Below are 15,932 nucleotides of genomic sequence, written 5' to 3'. Positions count from 1 at the left end.
GGGCACGTCCGATTCCTCGGTCAGGGACAGCGTGCGCGTCGGGCACTCCTCGACCGCCGTCCGGGCGCCCGCGAGTTGGGCCCCCGCGACCCGGTCGGCCAGCACCACGACCGTGCCGTCACGGTCGTCCTGGTCGAACAGGTCGGGTGCCGCCAGGTAGCACCGGCCCGCGCCGATGCAGCTGTCGGGGTTGGTACGGATCCGCATGGAGTTCCCCCTCACCAGGTGACCGGCAACGCGTGCAGGCCGTAGTTGACGTGCTCCTCCTTGAACCGCAGCGCTTCCACGGGCGCGGCGAGCCGCAGCTCGGGGATGCGCTCGAACAGGGTCGTCAGGACGACCTCCAGCTCGGTCCTGGCCAGGTGCTGACCGATGCACTGGTGCGCGCCGAAGCCGAACGCCAGGCTGCGTTCGACGCGGTCGGGGTCGAAGACGTCCGGGTCCGCGAAGCGCAGCGGGTCCCGGTTGGCTCCCACCGTCAGACCGAGCACGCCCTCGCCGGCCGCGATCCGGACCCCGCCGATCTCGACGTCCTCCAGGGCCACCCGGGAGTTGGCGATCTCCGCGATGGTGAAGTAGCGCACCAGCTCGTCGATCGTCGCCGGCCAACGCGACGGGTCGGCGGCCAGCGACTTGCGCAGCACCGGCCGTTCGAGGAGCAGCATGGCCCCCAGACCGATGACGTTCGCGATGGTCTCGTGGCCGGCCATCAGCAGCATGAAGGCCATCCCCACGAGGTCGCGGTGGTCGGGGACGCCCGGCTCGCCGCGCCGCGCCGCCAGCCGGCCGATCAGGTCGTCGGTCGGGGTCCGCTCCTTGTCGGTCACCATCCCGTCCATGTAGCCCATGAGTTCCGCGGTCGCCACCCCGCCGGCCTCGGGGGTGGTGGCGTTCATCACCGTGAAGGAGGTCCGCAGGAAGAACTCCCGGTCGGCGAACGGGACGCCGAGCAGCTCGCAGATCACCAGCAGCGGCACCGGGTTGGCGAACGCGTCGATCAGGTCGGCGGTACGGGGGCCGGCCAGCAGCCGGTCGACGTACTCGTCGGTGATCTCCTGGATCCGGGGCCGCAGGCGGTTGATGCTGCGGGGGGTGAAGTCCGCGGCCACCGCGCGCCGGGCCAGGGTGTGTTCGGGGGGATCCATCCCGACCAGCGAGGTGGAGAACTCGGGCGCGGGGACCTGGTGGTCCATCATCAGCGGGTAGCCCGGGCGGCGCAGGTCGGAGCTGAACCGGTTGTCGCCCAGCATCGCCTTGACGTCCTCGTAGCGGGCCGTGGCCCAGGCGAGCTTGCCGCTGGGCAGCCGGACCTTGCCGAGGGTCGGCCGGTCGAGGAGCTCCTGGTAGCCCTCCGGCAGCGTGTACGGGCACGTCCGGGGCATCGGGTAGGACGGGTGGTCGGAGTGGTCGGAGTGGTCGGAGTGGTCGGAGTGGTCGGAGTGGTCGGAGTGGGAGGTCGGGTCGGTGGCTTCGGCCATGGCTGTCTCCGATCGTCGTGCGAGGGGTGCTCAGGTCTGTGGCTGGGGCTCCGGGTTCGGACGCTTGGGCGCACGCTGCGCCGCCGGGCGGCTCCAGCGGCGCATGGCCGGCATCTCCACGGTCTTGTGCAGGACCCAGGCCAGTGCGACGCAGAGGGCGTACAGGGCGATGACGAACGCGATGGCGACGGGCGTGCTGAACGCCGTCGGGGTGTACGAGTGGGCGTAGCCCACCAGGTCGCCCGCGAACGCCGCGTGCACCGCGAACATCACGGTGATGTGGATGATGTAGAAGGCGAAGGACAGTTCCCCGAGCCGCACCATGAAGGGCGCGCTGAGGGCCGTACGCCGGCCGGACAGGTCCCGGACGGCGAGCGCGCCGATCAGCAGCGCGGCCGGGACGGGGTAGAGCGCCGCTATCCCGAAGGGGATGGGCAGGTGGAACAGCAGCAGGAAGACGGCGAGGTTGAGCAGGGCGGCCGGCAGGATCCGGATCCTCGGCCAGCTTCCGGAGGCGACGATCCGGGCGAGGAACATGCCGATCACGAAGTCGATGCACCGCACGGGCGGGAAGAAGTACAGCGCCCACAGCTGGGGCCAGGACCCCGCGGGGTAGAACTGGCTCGGCGGGAATCCCGAGAGCAGCGGGTAGCTGATCGCCGGGAGCAGGACGGCGGTCGCGCCGAGGCCGATGATCCAGGACCACAGCGCCCGGTTGCCGAGCCGCCGGACGAACCGGACCAGCAGCGGGAACATCGCGTAGCAGAGCATCTCCACCGCGAGCGTCCAGGTCGCGCCGTTGAACTGGTACATGATCAGGTCCTGGGAGGGCCACCAGTTCTGGACCAGGAAGAGGTTGGCGAGGGCCGGTCCCCATCTGATCGTCTCGCCCGCGGCGGCGAACTGGGTCAGGGCGACGACCGCGATCAGGACGTGGGAGGGGCCTATGCGCATCACCCTGCGCCGCCAGAAGCCGGTCGCGGTCTGACCGGGCTTGGACGACCAGGTGAGGACGAAGCCGCTGAGGACGAAGAAGAACGACACCGCGAGGAACCCGATGCGCCCGTCGCCCGTCAGGGTGCTGAAGACGGAGAGGGCGTTCGGGTCCTTGAAGGCTCCGAGGACGAGCGCGTGGCTGGCGAAGACGAAGACGACGGCGACGGCCCGGAGGCCTTCCAGTGACGGCAGCGTCACCGTTCTCGCCGGTAGTGGCGAATTCATGGGCAACCCCTTTTCTCCGAGGCGGAACGCCGGGGCGGCACCACCCGGTCTTCGGTGGGCGCGCGGCGCTACTCGCGTCATAGTCGTAACCGGGGGAGGCGATTCGACATCATGATTTCTTCCAACGTGCTGCCCTTGATCGCGGGCCGGTGACGGCCCGGGCGCCGGCACGACCGTGGCCGGGGCGAAGGCCCCGGCCACGGAGGAGCGGTGGTCACGACGGGAGGGCGCGGTCGTACGCGCCGGTGGTCACCGCCGCCAGAACAGGAGGTGGGTCACCCCGCTCGGGCTGGGTACCGTGTCGAGGTGGAAGCGGTCGAGCAGCTCGGTGTGGCTCTTCCAGAGCCGTTCCCCCCGGCCGAGGTCGACCGGGGCGACGGCGAAGTGCATGGTGTCGACCAGGTCGGCGTCGATGAACTCGCGGACGGTGCTCACCCCGCCGCTGATGCGCACGTTCCGGTCCCCGGCGGCCGCCTTCGCGTGCTTCAGGGCCTCCTCCGGCGTCGCGTTGAGGAAGTGGAAGGTGGTGTCGGACAGCGTGAAGGACGGGCGCTCGTAGTGGGTGAGCACGAAGACCGGCGCGTGGAACGGCGGGTTGGCGCCCCACCACCCCTGCCAGTCGTGGTTCTCCCAGGGGCCGCGCTGGGGGCCGAACTTGTTGCGCCCCATGATCACCGCGCCCGGCGGGCGGGCGTGGTCGCGGGTCAGGTAGTCGTCCAGGCCGCGGGTGCCGCCGGGGTCGGCGCGGTTCACCCAGCTCGCGGTGGCTCCCGCCCAGGAGAAGAAGGGGGAGGGGTCCGCGTGGCCGAACGGCCGTTCCAGGGACTGTCCCTCGCCGGCTCCGAAGCCGTCGCGCGACAGGTTGAAGCACTGCACCGACACCAACTGCGACATGCGGTCCACACCTTTCCTCGTGGGCGATCCGGGCCGCCCGCAGGACCGGGCGCCCGCGCCCACAACGACCGCGTCGTCGGCAGGGCACGGGGAGGTACGCCGTACGAGTGACCGCCCCGTCGGGCGGGTGGGACGGACGCGATCAGCCCGCCGCGGGGACGGTGCCGGAGCCCCCGGCGGGCCCGGCGGCGGCCTCGTCCGACGGCCGGCCGGTGGGCGGCAGGTGGCGGAGCAGGGCGGTCACCAGGGCGGCGGTGGCCAGCAGCAGGACGCCGGCGACGGTGACCACGGTGTGGAGCTCGACGGCGAAGGCGGCCCGGGCGGGCGCCAGCAGGGCGTCGGCGACCTCGCCGGACAGTGAACGGGCGGCCTCCTGCGCGCCCGTGAGGGAGTCCCCCGCGGCCCGGACCGCCTCGGCGGGCAGGCCCTCGGGAAGGCGCAGCGCGCCGCGGTAGACGGCGGCGCCGACGCTGCCGAGGGCCGCGATGCCGAGGGCGAAGCCGAGTTGGCCGCTGGTCTCGTTGAGCGCGGCCGCGGAGCCGGCCTTCTCGACCGGGGCGGAGCCCATGACCAGGCCCATGCCGAGGGTGACCATCGGGCCGGAGCCGAGGAAGACCACGGCGAATCCGGCGATCAGCACGGCGGGGCCGGATCCCGGTTCGGCCCCGGTGATCACCGCCATGCCGATCGTGGCCAGGACCAGTCCGCCGCCGATGAGGTACGCCGGACGGAAGCGCTGACCGAGCCTGGGGGACAGGGTGAAGCCGACCGTGTTGGCGGCGATCGCCGGCAGCATCCACAGGCCCGCGTGCAACGGGTCGCGTCCGTACAGCAGTTGCAGGGCCTGGGTGACGAAGAACATCACCGCGCCGGTGAGCATGGTGCCGAGGAACAGGCTGAGCAGCGCGGCCGTGAAGGCGCGGTGCCGGAACAGGCCCAGGTCGAGCAGCGGATGCGTCAGGTGGTGCTGGCGGTGGACGAAGAGGATCCCGAAGCCGAGGCCGGCCAGGACGGCCGCGATCGACAGGGGCTGCCACCCGTCCTTGGCGATCTCCTTCAGGCCCCAGATGGCGGGCAGGACGGCGGCCAGCGACTCCAGCACGCTGATCAGGTCCGGGCGCCCGGCCTCGGGGTCGCGGAACTCGGGCAGGAGCACCGGGCCGAGCACGAGCAGCAGCACCATCGCGGGGACGCCGATCAGGAAGGCCGAGCCCCACCAGAAGTGGGCGAGCATGGTGCCGCCGATGATCGGGCCGGCGACGGCGCCGGCCGAGAAGCACGCGCCCCAGATGCCGAAGGCGGCGCCGCGCTGCCGGGCGTCCTGGAACATGGCGGTGATCAGCGAGAGGGTGCTCGGCGCGAGGGTGGCGCCGGCGACGCCGAGCAGGGCGCGCGCCGCGATCAGCATGGCGGGGTTGACGGCGTAGGCGGCGGCGACGGAGGCGAGCCCGAACGCGGCGGCGCCGATCAGCAGCAGTCTGCGCCGGCCGATGCGGTCGCCGAGCGATCCCATGGTGACGAGCAGGCCGGCGAGCATGAACGAGTAGATGTCGGTGATCCACAACTGCTGCACGCTGCCGGCATGGAGGGAGTCCGCGAGGCTGGGCAGGGCCAGCAGCATCACGAAGACGTCGATCGAGACCAGCAGGGCGGGCAGGGCGAGGACGGCCAGCCCGATCCACTCCCGCCGTCCGGCCCGGGGCGCGGGCGCGCTGGGGGGTGTGGTGTCGCTCATCACGGGGTCCTTCCGGATTCTCGGGCAGGTGGCACCCGGGGGTGCCGTCACACCCGGAACGTCGGACCCGGCGACACGGTCTCGACGTCTGCGGCGGAAACCCGCGCGAAGGGCCGTGATCTGGGCTTGGATGTCGAGGGAGGGTCCTCGGCGGCGACGTCTCAAGTGCAGAGCACCAGTCGGCCGTGCAAGGGACCAAGGAATGATGAGATGAAGTACATGCTGCTGATCCACATGAACCCGGTAGTCTGGGACGGCTTGTCCGAGAGAGAGCGCAACGAGGTCTTCTCCGGGCACGCCACGTTCCAGCAGAACATCCTCGACTCCGGTGAGATGGTGGTGACCCAGGCCCTCGCCGATCCGTCCGGCAGCTCCACGGTCCGGGTCCGGGGCGGGCTGCCCGCGATCACCGACGGCCCCTACCTGGCCGCCGAGGAGTTCCTGGCCGGGTACTACCTGGTCGAGTGCGCGTCCAAGGAACGCGCGATCGAATTGGCCGGCCTGATCCCCGACGCCCGGTACACCGGCGTCGAGGTGCGCCAGGTCGTCTTCGAAGCCGATACGGAGAGCTGAGCCGATGAACCGTGACGTCCGGGTCGAGGACCTGCTCCGATCGCTCGCACCGCAGGTCCTCGGCGCGGTCGTCCGCCGCTACGGGCACTTCGACGCCTGCGAGGACGCCGTCCAGGACGCCCTGCTGGCAGCCGCCGTCCAGTGGCCCGAACAGGGGGTCCCCGGCAACCCCCGCGCCTGGCTGATCACCGTGGCCGCCCGCCGGGTGATCGACGGGCTGCGCAGCGAGCAGGCCCGCCAGCGCCGCGAGGCCACCGCCGCCGCGCTCACCCCGGCCGACGAGACGGTGACGCCGGGTCCCGGCGAGGAGCCGAAGGCGGCCGAGCAGGACGACATGCTCACCCTCCTGTTCCTGTGCTGCCACCCCTCGCTCACCCCCGGCTCGCAGGTCGCGCTCACCCTCCGCGCCGTCGGCGGTCTCACCACCGTGCAGATCGCGCACGCCTTCCTGGTCCCCGAGGCGACCATGGCCCAGCGGATCAGCCGGGCCAAGCAGCGGATCAAGTCCACCGGGTCGTCGTTCCGGATGCCTCCGCAGAGCGAGCGCAAGGAACGGCTGGCGGTCGTGCTCCAGGTGCTCTACCTGATCTTCAACGAGGGCTACACCACCACCAGCGGTCCCGACCTGCTGCAGCCCGAGCTCGCGCGCGAGGCCATCCGCCTCACCCGTGAGCTGCACCGGCTGCTGCCCGAGGAGGGCGAGGTCGCGGGTCTGCTGGCCCTGATGCTGCTGACCGACGCCCGCCGGCCGGCCCGCACCAGGCCCGACGGCAGCCTCGTCCCGCTCGCCGAGCAGGACCGCTCGGCCTGGGACCAGTCCGCGCTCAAGGAGGGACTGGCGCTGATAGCCGAGACCCTCCCCCGGATGGTGGCGGGGCCGTACCAGGTGCAGGCGGCCATCGCGGCCGTGCACGGCGAGGCCGCGCACGCCGAGGACACCGACTGGCCGCAGATCATGGCCCTGTACGAGGTGCTGGAGCAGATGGCCCCCGGCCCGATGGTGACGCTCAACCACGCGGTCGCGCGCGCGATGGCCCTCGGCCCGGCGGCCGGGCTCGAACTGCTCGCGGCCCTGGAGTCCGACGGCCGGCTCGCGGACCACCACCGGCTCGCCGCGGTCCGCGCCCACCTGCTGGAGATGAGCGGTGACCGGGAGGCCGCCCGGAACAGCTTCCGGGAGGCCGCCCGGCGCACCGGCAGCATCCCCGAGCGCCGCTACCTGGAGTCCCGGGCCGAAGCGCTGAACGACCGGTGACGGCCGCTCGTCAGCGGCCCAGGCCCTGGAGTCCCAGCAGCAGCTCGGCGACGTCGGTGGCGCCGATCGCGCCGGCCGCGTCGAGGACGGGCCGCCACGCCGGGTCGGAGCAGATCAGCACCGGGCCGTCGGCGGGCGAGTCCGGCAGGCGGCCGTGCGAACCGCGGACCCAGGAGGGGTCCAGCGGCACCACGTTCATGGTGTGGCGCAGGCCGAGCTTCTTGCGGGCCAGGCCGAGCGCGGCCCGGGCCCTGGCCAGCGGGTCCGCCGGGTCGAAGAACAGCTCGGCCGGGTCGTAGCCGGGCTTGCGGTGGATCTCGACGGACCGCGCGAAGTCGGGGGCCCGCGCGTCGTCCAGCCAGTAGTAGTAGGTGAACCAGGCGTCGGGGTCGGCCACCGCCACCAGTTCGCCGGACCGGGGGTGGTCGAGGCCGTGGCGGGCCTGGTCCGCGCGGTCCAGCACCTCGGCCACACCGGGCAGCCGGAGCAACTGGTCGCGCACCTTGGGCAGGTCCGCCCCGTCGGGGACGTACACGTGGGCGATCTGGTGGTCGGCGACGGCGAAGGCCCGCGAGGCCCACGGGTCCAGGTACTCCATCCCGGCCTGGGTGTACACCTCCAGCAGGCCCTCCCGGCGCAGCTCGCGGTTGATGTCCACCGGGCGCCGCACCGCCGTGATGCCGTACTCGCCGAGCGCGACCACGGTCGCGCCGGACTGCTCCGCCTGCTCCAGCAGCGGCGCCAGCTCGGTGTCCACCGCCCGGGCCGCCGCCACGGCCTGCGGCGCGTCGGGCCCGAAGCGCTGGAGGTCGTAGTCCAGGTGCGGGACGTAGACCAGCAGCAGGTCGGGCCGCTCGGCGGCGAGGATCCGGCGGGCCGCCGAGACGATCCAGCGGCTGGAGGCGATCCCGGCCGTCGGGCCCCAGTACTGGAAGAGCGGGAACGGCCCCAGCTCGGCGGTGAGTTCGTCGCGCAGCGCCGCCGGCCGGGTGTAGCAGTCGGGCGACTTGCGGCCGTCGGCGTGGTAGACCGGGCGCGGCGTGACCAGCAGGTCGGTGGTGGCGCCCATGGCGTACCACCAGCAGACGTTGGCGACCCGGTAGCCGGGATGCCGGGAGCGCGCGGTGTCCCACACCTTCGGCGCCCGGACCAGCCGGTTGTGCTGGCGCCAGAGGTGGATCTCCCCGAGCTCCCGGAAGTACCAGCCGTTGCCGACGACGCCGTGCTCGGCGGGCAGCCGGCCGGTGAGCAGCGTGGACTGCACGCTGCAGGTGACGGCGGGCAGCACCGTGCGCAGCGGGGCGGACCCGCCGCGCTCGGCGAGCCGGGTGAGGTTCGGCATGTACGGCAGCAGGCGCGGGGTCAGGCCGACCACGTCCAGCAGGACCACGGGTTTCAACGGTCCGCCCTTTCGCCGATCAGTTCGCGCTCGGCCCAGGCGAGTTCGGCGGCTATCCCGGCCGGGACGTCCACGGGGGCGCCGTCCGGGGCACCGGCCGGTCGCCCGGGCAGCACCGGCCAGGTGTAGGTCTCGACCTCGATCACCGTCCGCTCCCGCACGGCCGCCACCGCCCGGCGGAGCACATCGGTGGTGGCGCGCAGCGGCGCGGGGGGCGCGGCGTGCAGCGGCACGTGGAAGTGCACCCGCCAGGGGCCGTGGCCGGGCAGCCGCTCCAGCGCCTCCGGCAGGTCGTCGGCCGCGAGCACCCGGCCGGCTCCGTCGGACTCCCGCACCTGGTGGAGGTAGCGGGGTTCGGCGTAGTCGGCGAGCAGCCGGCGGGCCGCCGGGTCGTTCGGGTCGTCCACGTGCAGGGCGGCCGAGGCCTGGATCCTGACCACGCGCAGGCCGGCCCGTTCGACGGCGGCCACCGTCCGCTCCGGGTCGGCGAAGGAGACCGCCAGGTGGCAGGTGTCGAGGCAGAGGCCGACGAATTCGAGGTCCGCGCGGGTGGCGAGCCAGCCGACGGCGTCCTCGACGGTGTCCAGCACGCAGCCCGGTTCCGGCTCGACGGCGAGCCGGATCGGCCGGCCCGCCCGCGCCGAGACGGTGCGCAGCGCCGCCGCCGTCCGGCGCAGCGCCTGCTCGGCGGCCCGGTCCGCGGCGGGGGACCACGGGCTGCGCCAGGCCAGCGGCAGCGTGGAGATGCTGCCGCCCTCGGCGTCGTCGGGCAGCAGGCCGGCCAGCACGGTGGCGCAGTCGGCGGTGTAGGCGGCGCGGGCGGGTTCGGTCCAGTCCGGCCGGTACACCGCGTGCTTGACCACCCGCTGGTGGAAGCCGCCGTAGGGGAAGGCGTTCAGGGCGAGCACGGACAGGTCCCGGGCGTCCAGTTCGGTCCGCAGCCGGTGGAGCAGGGACGGGTCGGCGGCCAGTGCGGAGGCGGCGTCGGCGGCCAGCCACAGGCCCAGCCCGAGCCGGTCGAAGCCGGTGCGTTCGCGGATCGGACCGGCGCAGGTGTCGAGCTGCCGCAGGATGCCGGGCAGGTCCTCGGCCGGGTGGACGTTGGTGGAGTAGCAGAGCCGGTTCACGATCCGCCCCGGAGTACCGAGTTGCCCGCGAAGGAGGCGCCGTCGGCGTCCTCCCGGATCCCCTCGTCGAGGACCAGCCGCCCGCTGCGGCCGTAGAACTCGACGGGGTTGTGCCAGAGCACGGTGTCCACGTCCGCCGCGGTGAAGCCGGCCGCCAGCATGGCCCGGCCCACCTTCTGCGTCTTGAGGGGGTCCGAATTCCCCCAGTCGGCGGCCGAGTTGACGAGGATCCGGCGGGTGCCGTACTCCTTCAGGACGGCGACCATCCGGTGCTCGTCCATCTTGGTGTCCGGGTAGATCGAGAAGCCCATCCAGCAGCCGGAGTCGGCGACCGTCGCCACCGTGACCTCGTTGAGGTGGTCCACCAGGACGGCGCCCGGGGCGATGCCGGACTCGCGGACCACGTCCAGGGTGCGGCGGGTGCCGGCGTGCTTGTCCCGGTGCGGGGTGTGGACCAGGACCGGCAGTCCGTGGTCGACGGCCAGCTCCAGCTGACGGGCGAACGCCTCGTCCTCGGCCCTGGTCATCGAGTCGTAGCCGATCTCGCCGACCGCGACCACGCCGTCCTTGCCGAGGTAGCGCGGCAGGACGTCCAGCACCTCGACGCAGCGGGGGTCGTTGGCCTCCTTGGGGTTCAGGGCGAGCGCGCAGTTGTGGCTGATCCCGAACCGGGAGGCCCGGAACCGCTCCCAGCCGAGCAGGCCGTCGAAGTAGTCGGTGAAGGACCCCGGGTTGGTACGGGGCTGGCCGAGCCAGAAGGCCGGCTCGACGACGGCCCGGACACCGGCCGTCCGCATGGCCCGGTAGTCATCGGTGGTGCGCGAGGTCATGTGGATGTGCGGGTCGAAGATCCTCATGACCGGGCCTCCTGCGGTCGCGGGGGGACGAGGGCCAGCAGGACGCTCATGCCGAGCAGCACGCGCAGGTCGGAGCCGATCTCCCGGCCGGCCGCCCGCCGTTCCTCGGCCAGGTCGCGGGCCATCCGCAGCAGCTCGGCGTCGGTGCGGGTGACCAGGTCCGCCACGGCGCCCAGCGGCACTTCGGTGAACAGGCACTTCAGCACGCCGTGGCGCCACTGGTCCTGCTCCAGGTGCCGGGCCGCGAAGGGGCCCATCGCCGCCGCGACGAGCCGCGGGTCGTTGGTGCGCAGGCCGTCGGCGACCAGCTCCAGGCCGAGCCGGCGCACGCCGTCCGGCAGGTCCGGCAGCGCGCGCAGCACCCCGCGCCGCTCGGCGGCGTCGCCGTGCCGGTAGAGCTTCTCGACCTCGGCCGCCAGGACCGCCCCGGGCAGGGACCCGGCCAGCACCGCGAGCAGCCGGGCCCGGGCCCGGTCGTCGACCGTGCCGTGCACCAGCCCCTGCGGGTCGGCGTTCGGCTGCACCGGCCCGCGCCCGACCATCCGGCCGGCCAGCGGGAACTCCTGGTGGATCGTGCCGGGCCACTCGCGGACCCGGCGTTCGGCGCAGGTCAGCCAGTCGTCCTGCGGGTGCGGGTACGGCGGCGGGGCCGGCCGGCTCCCGCCGTAGACGCTGGTTTCGATCCAGCGGTGTTTCTCGGTCTCGGTCATGATGGGCGGTCTCCGATCGTGGACGACGCCGGTGCACCCGTGTGCGCCGGCGGAACGGAAACGGTCTCCTGGGCCCGGCGTATCGCCGCCAGGGCCGTTCGCGCGGTGGTCGGTGCGGCATGGCTGTGCCGGGGCAGTTCGACCGCCGCGACGCCGGTGTAGCCGATCCCGTCGAGGGCGGCCAGCGTCGCGGCGAGGTCGAGTCGCCCCGCTCCGAACTCCAGGTGCTCGTGGACACCCGGAAGCATGTCGTCCAGCTGGACGTTGACCAGCAGCCCGGCCGCGCGCCGGACGCACTGCGCGGCGTCCACCGGCTCCACGGCCACGCAGTGCCCGACGTCGAGGGTGATGCCGAGGGCGTCGGGATCGCCGAGCTCGCGGCGCAGGTCGAGGGCCTGGTCGAGGTGCTGGACGACCATGCCGGGCTCGGGCTCCAGGCCGAGCCGCACGGTGCGGTGCTGCGCCTCGGCCAGGACCGGGCCGAGGTGCTGGACCAGCCGTGCGCGGTTGGTCCGTCCGTCCACCCCGGGCTCGCTCACGCCGGACCAGAAGGACACGCAGTCGGCGCCGAGCGACTCGGCGATCCGGACGGCGCGGAGCAGGAAGTCGATCCTCGGCGCGGCGTCCCCGGACACCAGCGTGGGGTGGTGCTTGCGGTACGGGTCGAGCAGGAAGCGCGCGCCGGTCTCGACCACGCAGCGCAGGCCCGCGGCGGAGAGCAGCGCCGCCAGCCGGTCGGTCTCCCGGGCCAGGTCCGGGCCGAAGGGATCGAGGTGGTGGTGGTCGAGGGTGAGGGCGACCGAGGTGTAGCCCAGGTCGGCGATGACCCGGATCGCGTCGGCGAGCCGGTGGTTGGCGAAGCCGTTGGTGCCGTACCCGACGGCGATCGCGCTCATGTCGGGCTCCTGCGGGCGGACAGCCGGCGGGCCAGCGGAAGGGCGCCCAGCACCAGCGCGGCGGCCGGCAGCGAGCCCAGCCGTGCGGCCAGCCCGGCCTGCAGCGGCACCATGCCGTGGATCCCGGCCACCGTCGCGGTCCGGACCGCCGCCGCCGTGCCGTCAGCGGTGCCGCCTGCCGTGCCGTCAGCGGCCGGTGCGGTGGACCGCGCCGGGCCGGCGGCGAGCTGGGCGGGGCCGGTGGCGGCCGCGTACCCCAGCGCGCACAGCGCCCCGGCCGTGCGGTGCCGGGCCGAGGCGGCCCGGCCCGTGCCGGTCAGCAGGGCGGTGACCGCGGTGGCGGCCACCGCCAGCCGGGCGTCGGCGGAGCGGCCGCCGTGGACCTCGCCGCGGGACAGCGCGGTCACGCCCAGGGTGTGGGTGGCCAGCGCCAGCGCCGGGACGCCGGCCGCCCGCCAGTGCCCGGATCCGGCGCCGAGCAGGACGTCCAGGCCGCGGCAGGCCGCCATGCCCAGCGGGGCGGCGGGGGTCGGCTTCAGCACGGTGTCGTACGCCCACACCGCGGCGGTGAGCGGAACGGCGATGCGCAGCGCGTCGGCCCCGCCCGCGAGACCGGCCAGGGCCAGCCCGGTGGCGCCGAGTCCGGCCGCCGCGGCGAGCGCGGCCCCGGGCGCGATCCGACCGGACGGGACGGGGCGCTCGGGGCGCTCCAGCGCGTCGACCGCCCGGTCCGCCCAGTCGTTCAGCGCCATCCCCGACCAGTACAGGGCGACGGAGGCGAGCGGCAGGGCCAGCCGTCGGCCGCGCAGCGGACGGCCCGCCGCGACCGCGCCGGCCACGGTGTCCCCGAGGACGGTGAGCGCCGCCGGTGCCCGGACCAGGTCGAGCCACGGACGCAGGGCGACCCTCATCGGGCCACCTCGATCCGTCGCACCCAGGACACCAGGTCCTGTTCCTGCTGGGCGAGCCGGTGCTCGTCGCTGCCGAGCGGGTCCTTGAAGAAGAAGGCCAGTGCGCCGAGCGGCCCGGCCTCCCCGGCCGCGTGCGCACCGGCGACCAGCCGGGCGAGGTCGAGGACCAGCGGCGCGGCGAGCGCCGAGTCGTAGCCGTCCCAGCTGAGTTGCAGGCTCATCGAGGTGCCGAGGAAGCCCTCGAAGGAGACGTGGTCCCAGGCGACCTTGCGTTCGCCGAGGTCGGGGACGTGGTCGATGTGCAGCGGGGCGGTGACCTCCCCGCCGAGCAGCGCGGCCAGCCCGCGGGTCTTGGACTCCAGCTTGCCCTGCGCGCGGCCCGCCACCCCGAGGTTGGCGCCGTCCCCGCCGCCGAGCAGATTGGTCCCCGACCAGGAGCGCACCCGCAGCCCGCGGGCGAGGAACATCGGTGCCAGCACGCTGCGCAGCAGGGTCTCGCCGGTCTTGCCGTCGCAGCCCGCGTACGGCAGGCCGTGCCGGTCGGCCAGTTGGGTGACCGCCGGGATGCGCAGGCCGGGCGACGGGGTGAAGTCGACGTACGGGCAGCCGGCCGAGAACGCGGCGTACGCGGAGAGGGCGGCCGGGCCGAGCACCCGGCGCCCCTCCTGGGCGAGGGCGCGGTCGAGGGCGGCCAGGTCGGCGTGCTCGGGCAGCGGCCGGAGCGGGGGCTCGGTGGAGGAGACGTTGACCACCACGACCCGCTCCAGGCCGTGGGAGCGCCGGAAGCCCGCGAGGTCGGCGGCGAGCCGGTCCGCGGCCTCGGCCTGGGTGGCCGGGGCGTCGTCGTCCGGGTCGTGGCCGCGGCGGATCTCCCGGTCGGCGGCCGCGAGTTCCTCTGCGACCGCCGACGGGAGCCGGCCGGGCAGCACACCCGCGGCGGCGAGCTCCTCGGCCCGCTTGCCCAGCGGGGTGGAAACGAGGTCGTGGCCGCCGGTGACCAGCTCGGACCAGCCGGGGAAGACGCCCGGATCGAGGTCGAGCCGCTCGCTGACGCTGCCGGTCGCGGGGACGAGCCCGGCCCGCAACGCGGCGAGGCCGCAGACGGCCGTGGTGGCCACCGACCCCCTGCCGCCGACCAGCCAAAGTCCGGTCCTGCCTGCCATGGTGCGACTGCCTTTCGGTGAGGAGGGATGACGTCCTACGAGCGGTCCCAGCCCGCCCAGCGCCAGAGCCGGCCGGTGCCCCGCCGGGACTCCACGCCGTGGTCGGTCATCTCGAACTCGCCGAAGTCCAGGATCAGCAGCGCGTCGTCGCCCGGCGCGAAGCCGACGTCGATCGGCCGGTGCAGTTCGGGACCGGACGGCAGGCCCCGGGTGGACCAGTCGGTCGGGTCGACCAGCAGCAGGTCGCGCCCGAGCTGGGGGCCGCCCGGCGGCAGGGTCATCGGCGCCTCGTCCCCGAACAGCGTGACCACCAGTTGCCCGGCCAGCGGGGAGCGCGGGGGCGCCACGGCGAACTTGGTGGCCGCGACGTGCGACTCGAAGTCGAGCACCGGGCGCTCGGGCGGCGGGAGTTCGCCGTGGTTGGCCAGCAGGAAGGTCGGCTGCGGGCCGCGGGTGGGCTTGAACGCGGGGTCCGTCACCGGGATGCCGCCGATGAAGTCCGGCCAGCCGTACCAGGCGCCCTCGCGCACCTCGAACAGCAGGTCGGGGGCGTTGCCGATCGGCCGGCTGCCGCGGTCGTCGGCGCCCTGGTCGACCGCCAGCAGCCGGCCGTCCGGCAGGAAGCCCAGGCCGAAGGCGTTGCGCATCCCCCAGGCCACCAGCTCCAGGTTGCCGCCGTCGAGGTCGCAGCGCAGCACGGCCGCGCTGCACGGCAGTCCGGCCGGTATCCGCTGCCCCGCCCGGGTCGCGGTGCCGAACGGGACGAACGCGCCGGTGGTGGTCCGGGCGCCGGGCCGGCCGGCCAGCGGGTCGTCCGTGGTCACGTTGAAGCCGGTGAGCTCGATGTCGAGGCCGGGGATGTCGTACGAGTGCGGAAGCCGTCCCAGCCAGCCGAGTTCGTAGGCGTCCAGCCCGATGATCCCCAGGTTGGACATCGCGCCCTGGGCGAAGTACAGCTTCCCGTCCCGGCCGGCCACGGCCATGTCGATGTGGTAGTTGCCGGGCCCCGGCATGCCGTCGACGATGACGGCCCGCTGCCCGTCCGGGCCGATCCGGACGATCCGGCCGGCCCCGCCCTCGGAGACGTACAGGTGGTCCTGGTGCCAGAGCAGTCCGGTCACCGGGGCGGCCAGGCCGTCGGCGAGCAGGGTGCGTGACGAGGTGTCGGTTCCCGGGTCCAGACGCCAGATCCGGCCGCCGGGGGCGGCGCCCCCGAAGGGCAGTCCGGACTCGGCCAGGTATATCCGGCCCGCGTCGTCGAAGGTGAGGCTGGTCGGGAAGTCCAGCCTGTCGGCCAGTACGGTGGGTGATTGCGCCACGATTCCTCCACGGTCGTGCCCACAGAAGATCCGCCGCCCCGGTGAGGTCGGCGACGGGTCGATGTGTAGCAGCGTCCACGAAGCATGGTCAAGAACCGCCCGGGCGCTCGCCGACGGCCGTGGGTTCATCGGCACGGTCGGGAAATGCGCAGGTCGGGCGGTATGTGAAGGCCGTGGAAGGAAGTCCGGATCGGGGTCGTGGGGCCTGCTGGGCACCGCACGACGCGAGAAGTCCCGGGCGCTCCGGCCTACCGGTGACGGGCCTCGCGCGGTTGCCGTCCCGGCGGGGAGCGGAGTCCGGACAGCCGGCCTCGCAGTCACTCCCGGTAGTTTTCGGCGGGCCCCCTTCCCTGCTGCGGTCGGAGCCGACGGTCGCCGGGGAGGGCGTCCACTC

General features: G+C 73.9%; 15 protein-coding genes. 2 read left to right on the top strand and 13 right to left on the bottom strand.

The window, feature by feature from the left end:
* The 5 genes from ACFVHV_RS39725 to ACFVHV_RS39705 all read right to left on the bottom strand — a co-directional run.
* Positions 1-207, bottom strand: a 207-nt coding sequence (locus ACFVHV_RS39725) for a ferredoxin (protein WP_380358219.1), incomplete at its 3' end; no start/stop codon positions are given.
* Between the two features lie 11 nt (positions 208-218).
* Positions 219-1,478, bottom strand: a complete 1,260-nt coding sequence (locus tag ACFVHV_RS39720) for a cytochrome P450 (RefSeq protein WP_380358216.1) — start codon at positions 1,476-1,478, stop codon at positions 219-221.
* Positions 1,479-1,508: 30 nt separating this feature from the next.
* Positions 1,509-2,699 carry an acyltransferase gene (locus ACFVHV_RS39715; RefSeq protein ID WP_359912853.1) on the bottom strand — a complete coding sequence of 397 codons (1,191 nt, stop codon included), beginning with the start codon at positions 2,697-2,699 and terminating at the stop codon, positions 1,509-1,511.
* Positions 2,700-2,948: 249 nt separating this feature from the next.
* A complete protein-coding gene (locus ACFVHV_RS39710) occupies positions 2,949-3,593 on the bottom strand; it encodes a dihydrofolate reductase family protein (RefSeq protein WP_359912855.1) in 645 nt (214 codons plus the stop codon).
* Positions 3,594-3,735: 142 nt separating this feature from the next.
* Positions 3,736-5,328, bottom strand: a complete 1,593-nt coding sequence (locus ACFVHV_RS39705) for an MFS transporter (protein WP_380358213.1) — start codon at positions 5,326-5,328, stop codon at positions 3,736-3,738.
* 210 nt (positions 5,329-5,538) lie between these two features.
* Here ACFVHV_RS39705 and ACFVHV_RS39700 point away from each other — a divergent pair, with 210 nt between their 5' ends.
* A complete protein-coding gene (locus ACFVHV_RS39700) occupies positions 5,539-5,901 on the top strand; it encodes a YciI family protein (RefSeq protein WP_359912859.1) in 363 nt (120 codons plus the stop codon).
* A gap of 4 nt (positions 5,902-5,905) precedes the next feature.
* Positions 5,906-7,156 carry an RNA polymerase sigma factor gene (locus tag ACFVHV_RS39695; protein ID WP_380358210.1) on the top strand — a complete coding sequence of 417 codons (1,251 nt, stop codon included), beginning with the start codon at positions 5,906-5,908 and terminating at the stop codon, positions 7,154-7,156.
* Between the two features lie 10 nt (positions 7,157-7,166).
* Here the strand turns inward: ACFVHV_RS39695 and ACFVHV_RS39690 are convergent, their stop codons facing one another.
* Genes ACFVHV_RS39690 through ACFVHV_RS39655 form a run of 8 tightly spaced genes read right to left on the bottom strand, consistent with a single transcriptional unit; the run spans position 7,167 to position 15,538 of the window.
* The gene (locus tag ACFVHV_RS39690) at positions 7,167-8,555 is read right to left on the bottom strand and encodes an alkaline phosphatase family protein (RefSeq protein ID WP_380358207.1); all 1,389 of its coding nucleotides are present in this window, start codon (positions 8,553-8,555) and stop codon (positions 7,167-7,169) included.
* Complete coding sequence (gene eboE / locus ACFVHV_RS39685) at positions 8,552-9,682, bottom strand: metabolite traffic protein EboE (RefSeq protein ID WP_359912864.1); 1,131 nt, start codon at positions 9,680-9,682, stop codon at positions 8,552-8,554. The genes ACFVHV_RS39690 and eboE overlap by 4 nt, the downstream gene beginning before the upstream one ends.
* Positions 9,679-10,539, bottom strand: a complete 861-nt coding sequence (locus ACFVHV_RS39680; RefSeq protein WP_359912867.1) for a TatD family hydrolase — start codon at positions 10,537-10,539, stop codon at positions 9,679-9,681. Before ACFVHV_RS39680 ends, eboE begins: the two co-directional genes overlap by 4 nt.
* Complete coding sequence (locus ACFVHV_RS39675) at positions 10,536-11,249, bottom strand: EboA domain-containing protein (RefSeq protein WP_359912870.1); 714 nt, start codon at positions 11,247-11,249, stop codon at positions 10,536-10,538. The genes ACFVHV_RS39680 and ACFVHV_RS39675 overlap by 4 nt, the downstream gene beginning before the upstream one ends.
* Positions 11,246-12,145, bottom strand: a complete 900-nt coding sequence (locus ACFVHV_RS39670; RefSeq protein ID WP_380358203.1) for a sugar phosphate isomerase/epimerase family protein — start codon at positions 12,143-12,145, stop codon at positions 11,246-11,248. The genes ACFVHV_RS39675 and ACFVHV_RS39670 overlap by 4 nt, the downstream gene beginning before the upstream one ends.
* Positions 12,142-13,056 (bottom strand): SCO3242 family prenyltransferase, encoded by a 915-nt coding sequence (locus ACFVHV_RS39665; protein WP_380358200.1) that lies wholly within the window; start codon positions 13,054-13,056, stop codon positions 12,142-12,144. Before ACFVHV_RS39665 ends, ACFVHV_RS39670 begins: the two co-directional genes overlap by 4 nt.
* A complete protein-coding gene (locus ACFVHV_RS39660) occupies positions 13,053-14,219 on the bottom strand; it encodes an inositol-3-phosphate synthase (protein ID WP_380358197.1) in 1,167 nt (388 codons plus the stop codon). Before ACFVHV_RS39660 ends, ACFVHV_RS39665 begins: the two co-directional genes overlap by 4 nt.
* 35 nt (positions 14,220-14,254) lie before the next feature.
* Entirely contained in the window at positions 14,255-15,538 is a 1,284-nt protein-coding gene (locus tag ACFVHV_RS39655) for a hypothetical protein (RefSeq protein WP_359912882.1), read from the bottom strand.
* Positions 15,539-15,932 lie beyond the last annotated feature (394 nt).

The organism is Kitasatospora sp. NPDC127116, assembly GCF_042677365.1.
Taxonomy (GTDB): Bacteria; Actinomycetota; Actinomycetes; order Streptomycetales; family Streptomycetaceae; genus Kitasatospora; species Kitasatospora lactacystinica.
The sequence above is the reverse complement of the archived record's forward strand: the minus strand, read 5'-3'. Positions and strand labels throughout refer to the sequence as shown.

What these genes read in the sequence shown, in the direction of transcription:
- ACFVHV_RS39720 (WP_380358216.1), bottom strand. Translation starts at nt 1,478, where the DNA reads ATGGCCGAAGCCACCGACCCGACCTCCCACTCCGACCACTCCGACCAC.
- ACFVHV_RS39715 (WP_359912853.1), bottom strand. Translation starts at nt 2,699, where the DNA reads ATGAATTCGCCACTACCGGCGAGAACGGTGACGCTGCCGTCACTGGAA.
- ACFVHV_RS39710 (WP_359912855.1), bottom strand. Translation starts at nt 3,593, where the DNA reads ATGTCGCAGTTGGTGTCGGTGCAGTGCTTCAACCTGTCGCGCGACGGC.
- ACFVHV_RS39705 (WP_380358213.1), bottom strand. Translation starts at nt 5,328, where the DNA reads ATGAGCGACACCACACCCCCCAGCGCGCCCGCGCCCCGGGCCGGACGG.
- ACFVHV_RS39700 (WP_359912859.1), top strand. Translation starts at nt 5,539, where the DNA reads ATGAAGTACATGCTGCTGATCCACATGAACCCGGTAGTCTGGGACGGC.
- ACFVHV_RS39695 (WP_380358210.1), top strand. Translation starts at nt 5,906, where the DNA reads ATGAACCGTGACGTCCGGGTCGAGGACCTGCTCCGATCGCTCGCACCG.
- ACFVHV_RS39680 (WP_359912867.1), bottom strand. Translation starts at nt 10,539, where the DNA reads ATGAGGATCTTCGACCCGCACATCCACATGACCTCGCGCACCACCGAT.
- ACFVHV_RS39675 (WP_359912870.1), bottom strand. Translation starts at nt 11,249, where the DNA reads ATGACCGAGACCGAGAAACACCGCTGGATCGAAACCAGCGTCTACGGC.
- ACFVHV_RS39670 (WP_380358203.1), bottom strand. Translation starts at nt 12,145, where the DNA reads ATGAGCGCGATCGCCGTCGGGTACGGCACCAACGGCTTCGCCAACCAC.
- ACFVHV_RS39665 (WP_380358200.1), bottom strand. Translation starts at nt 13,056, where the DNA reads ATGAGGGTCGCCCTGCGTCCGTGGCTCGACCTGGTCCGGGCACCGGCG.
- ACFVHV_RS39660 (WP_380358197.1), bottom strand. Translation starts at nt 14,219, where the DNA reads ATGGCAGGCAGGACCGGACTTTGGCTGGTCGGCGGCAGGGGGTCGGTG.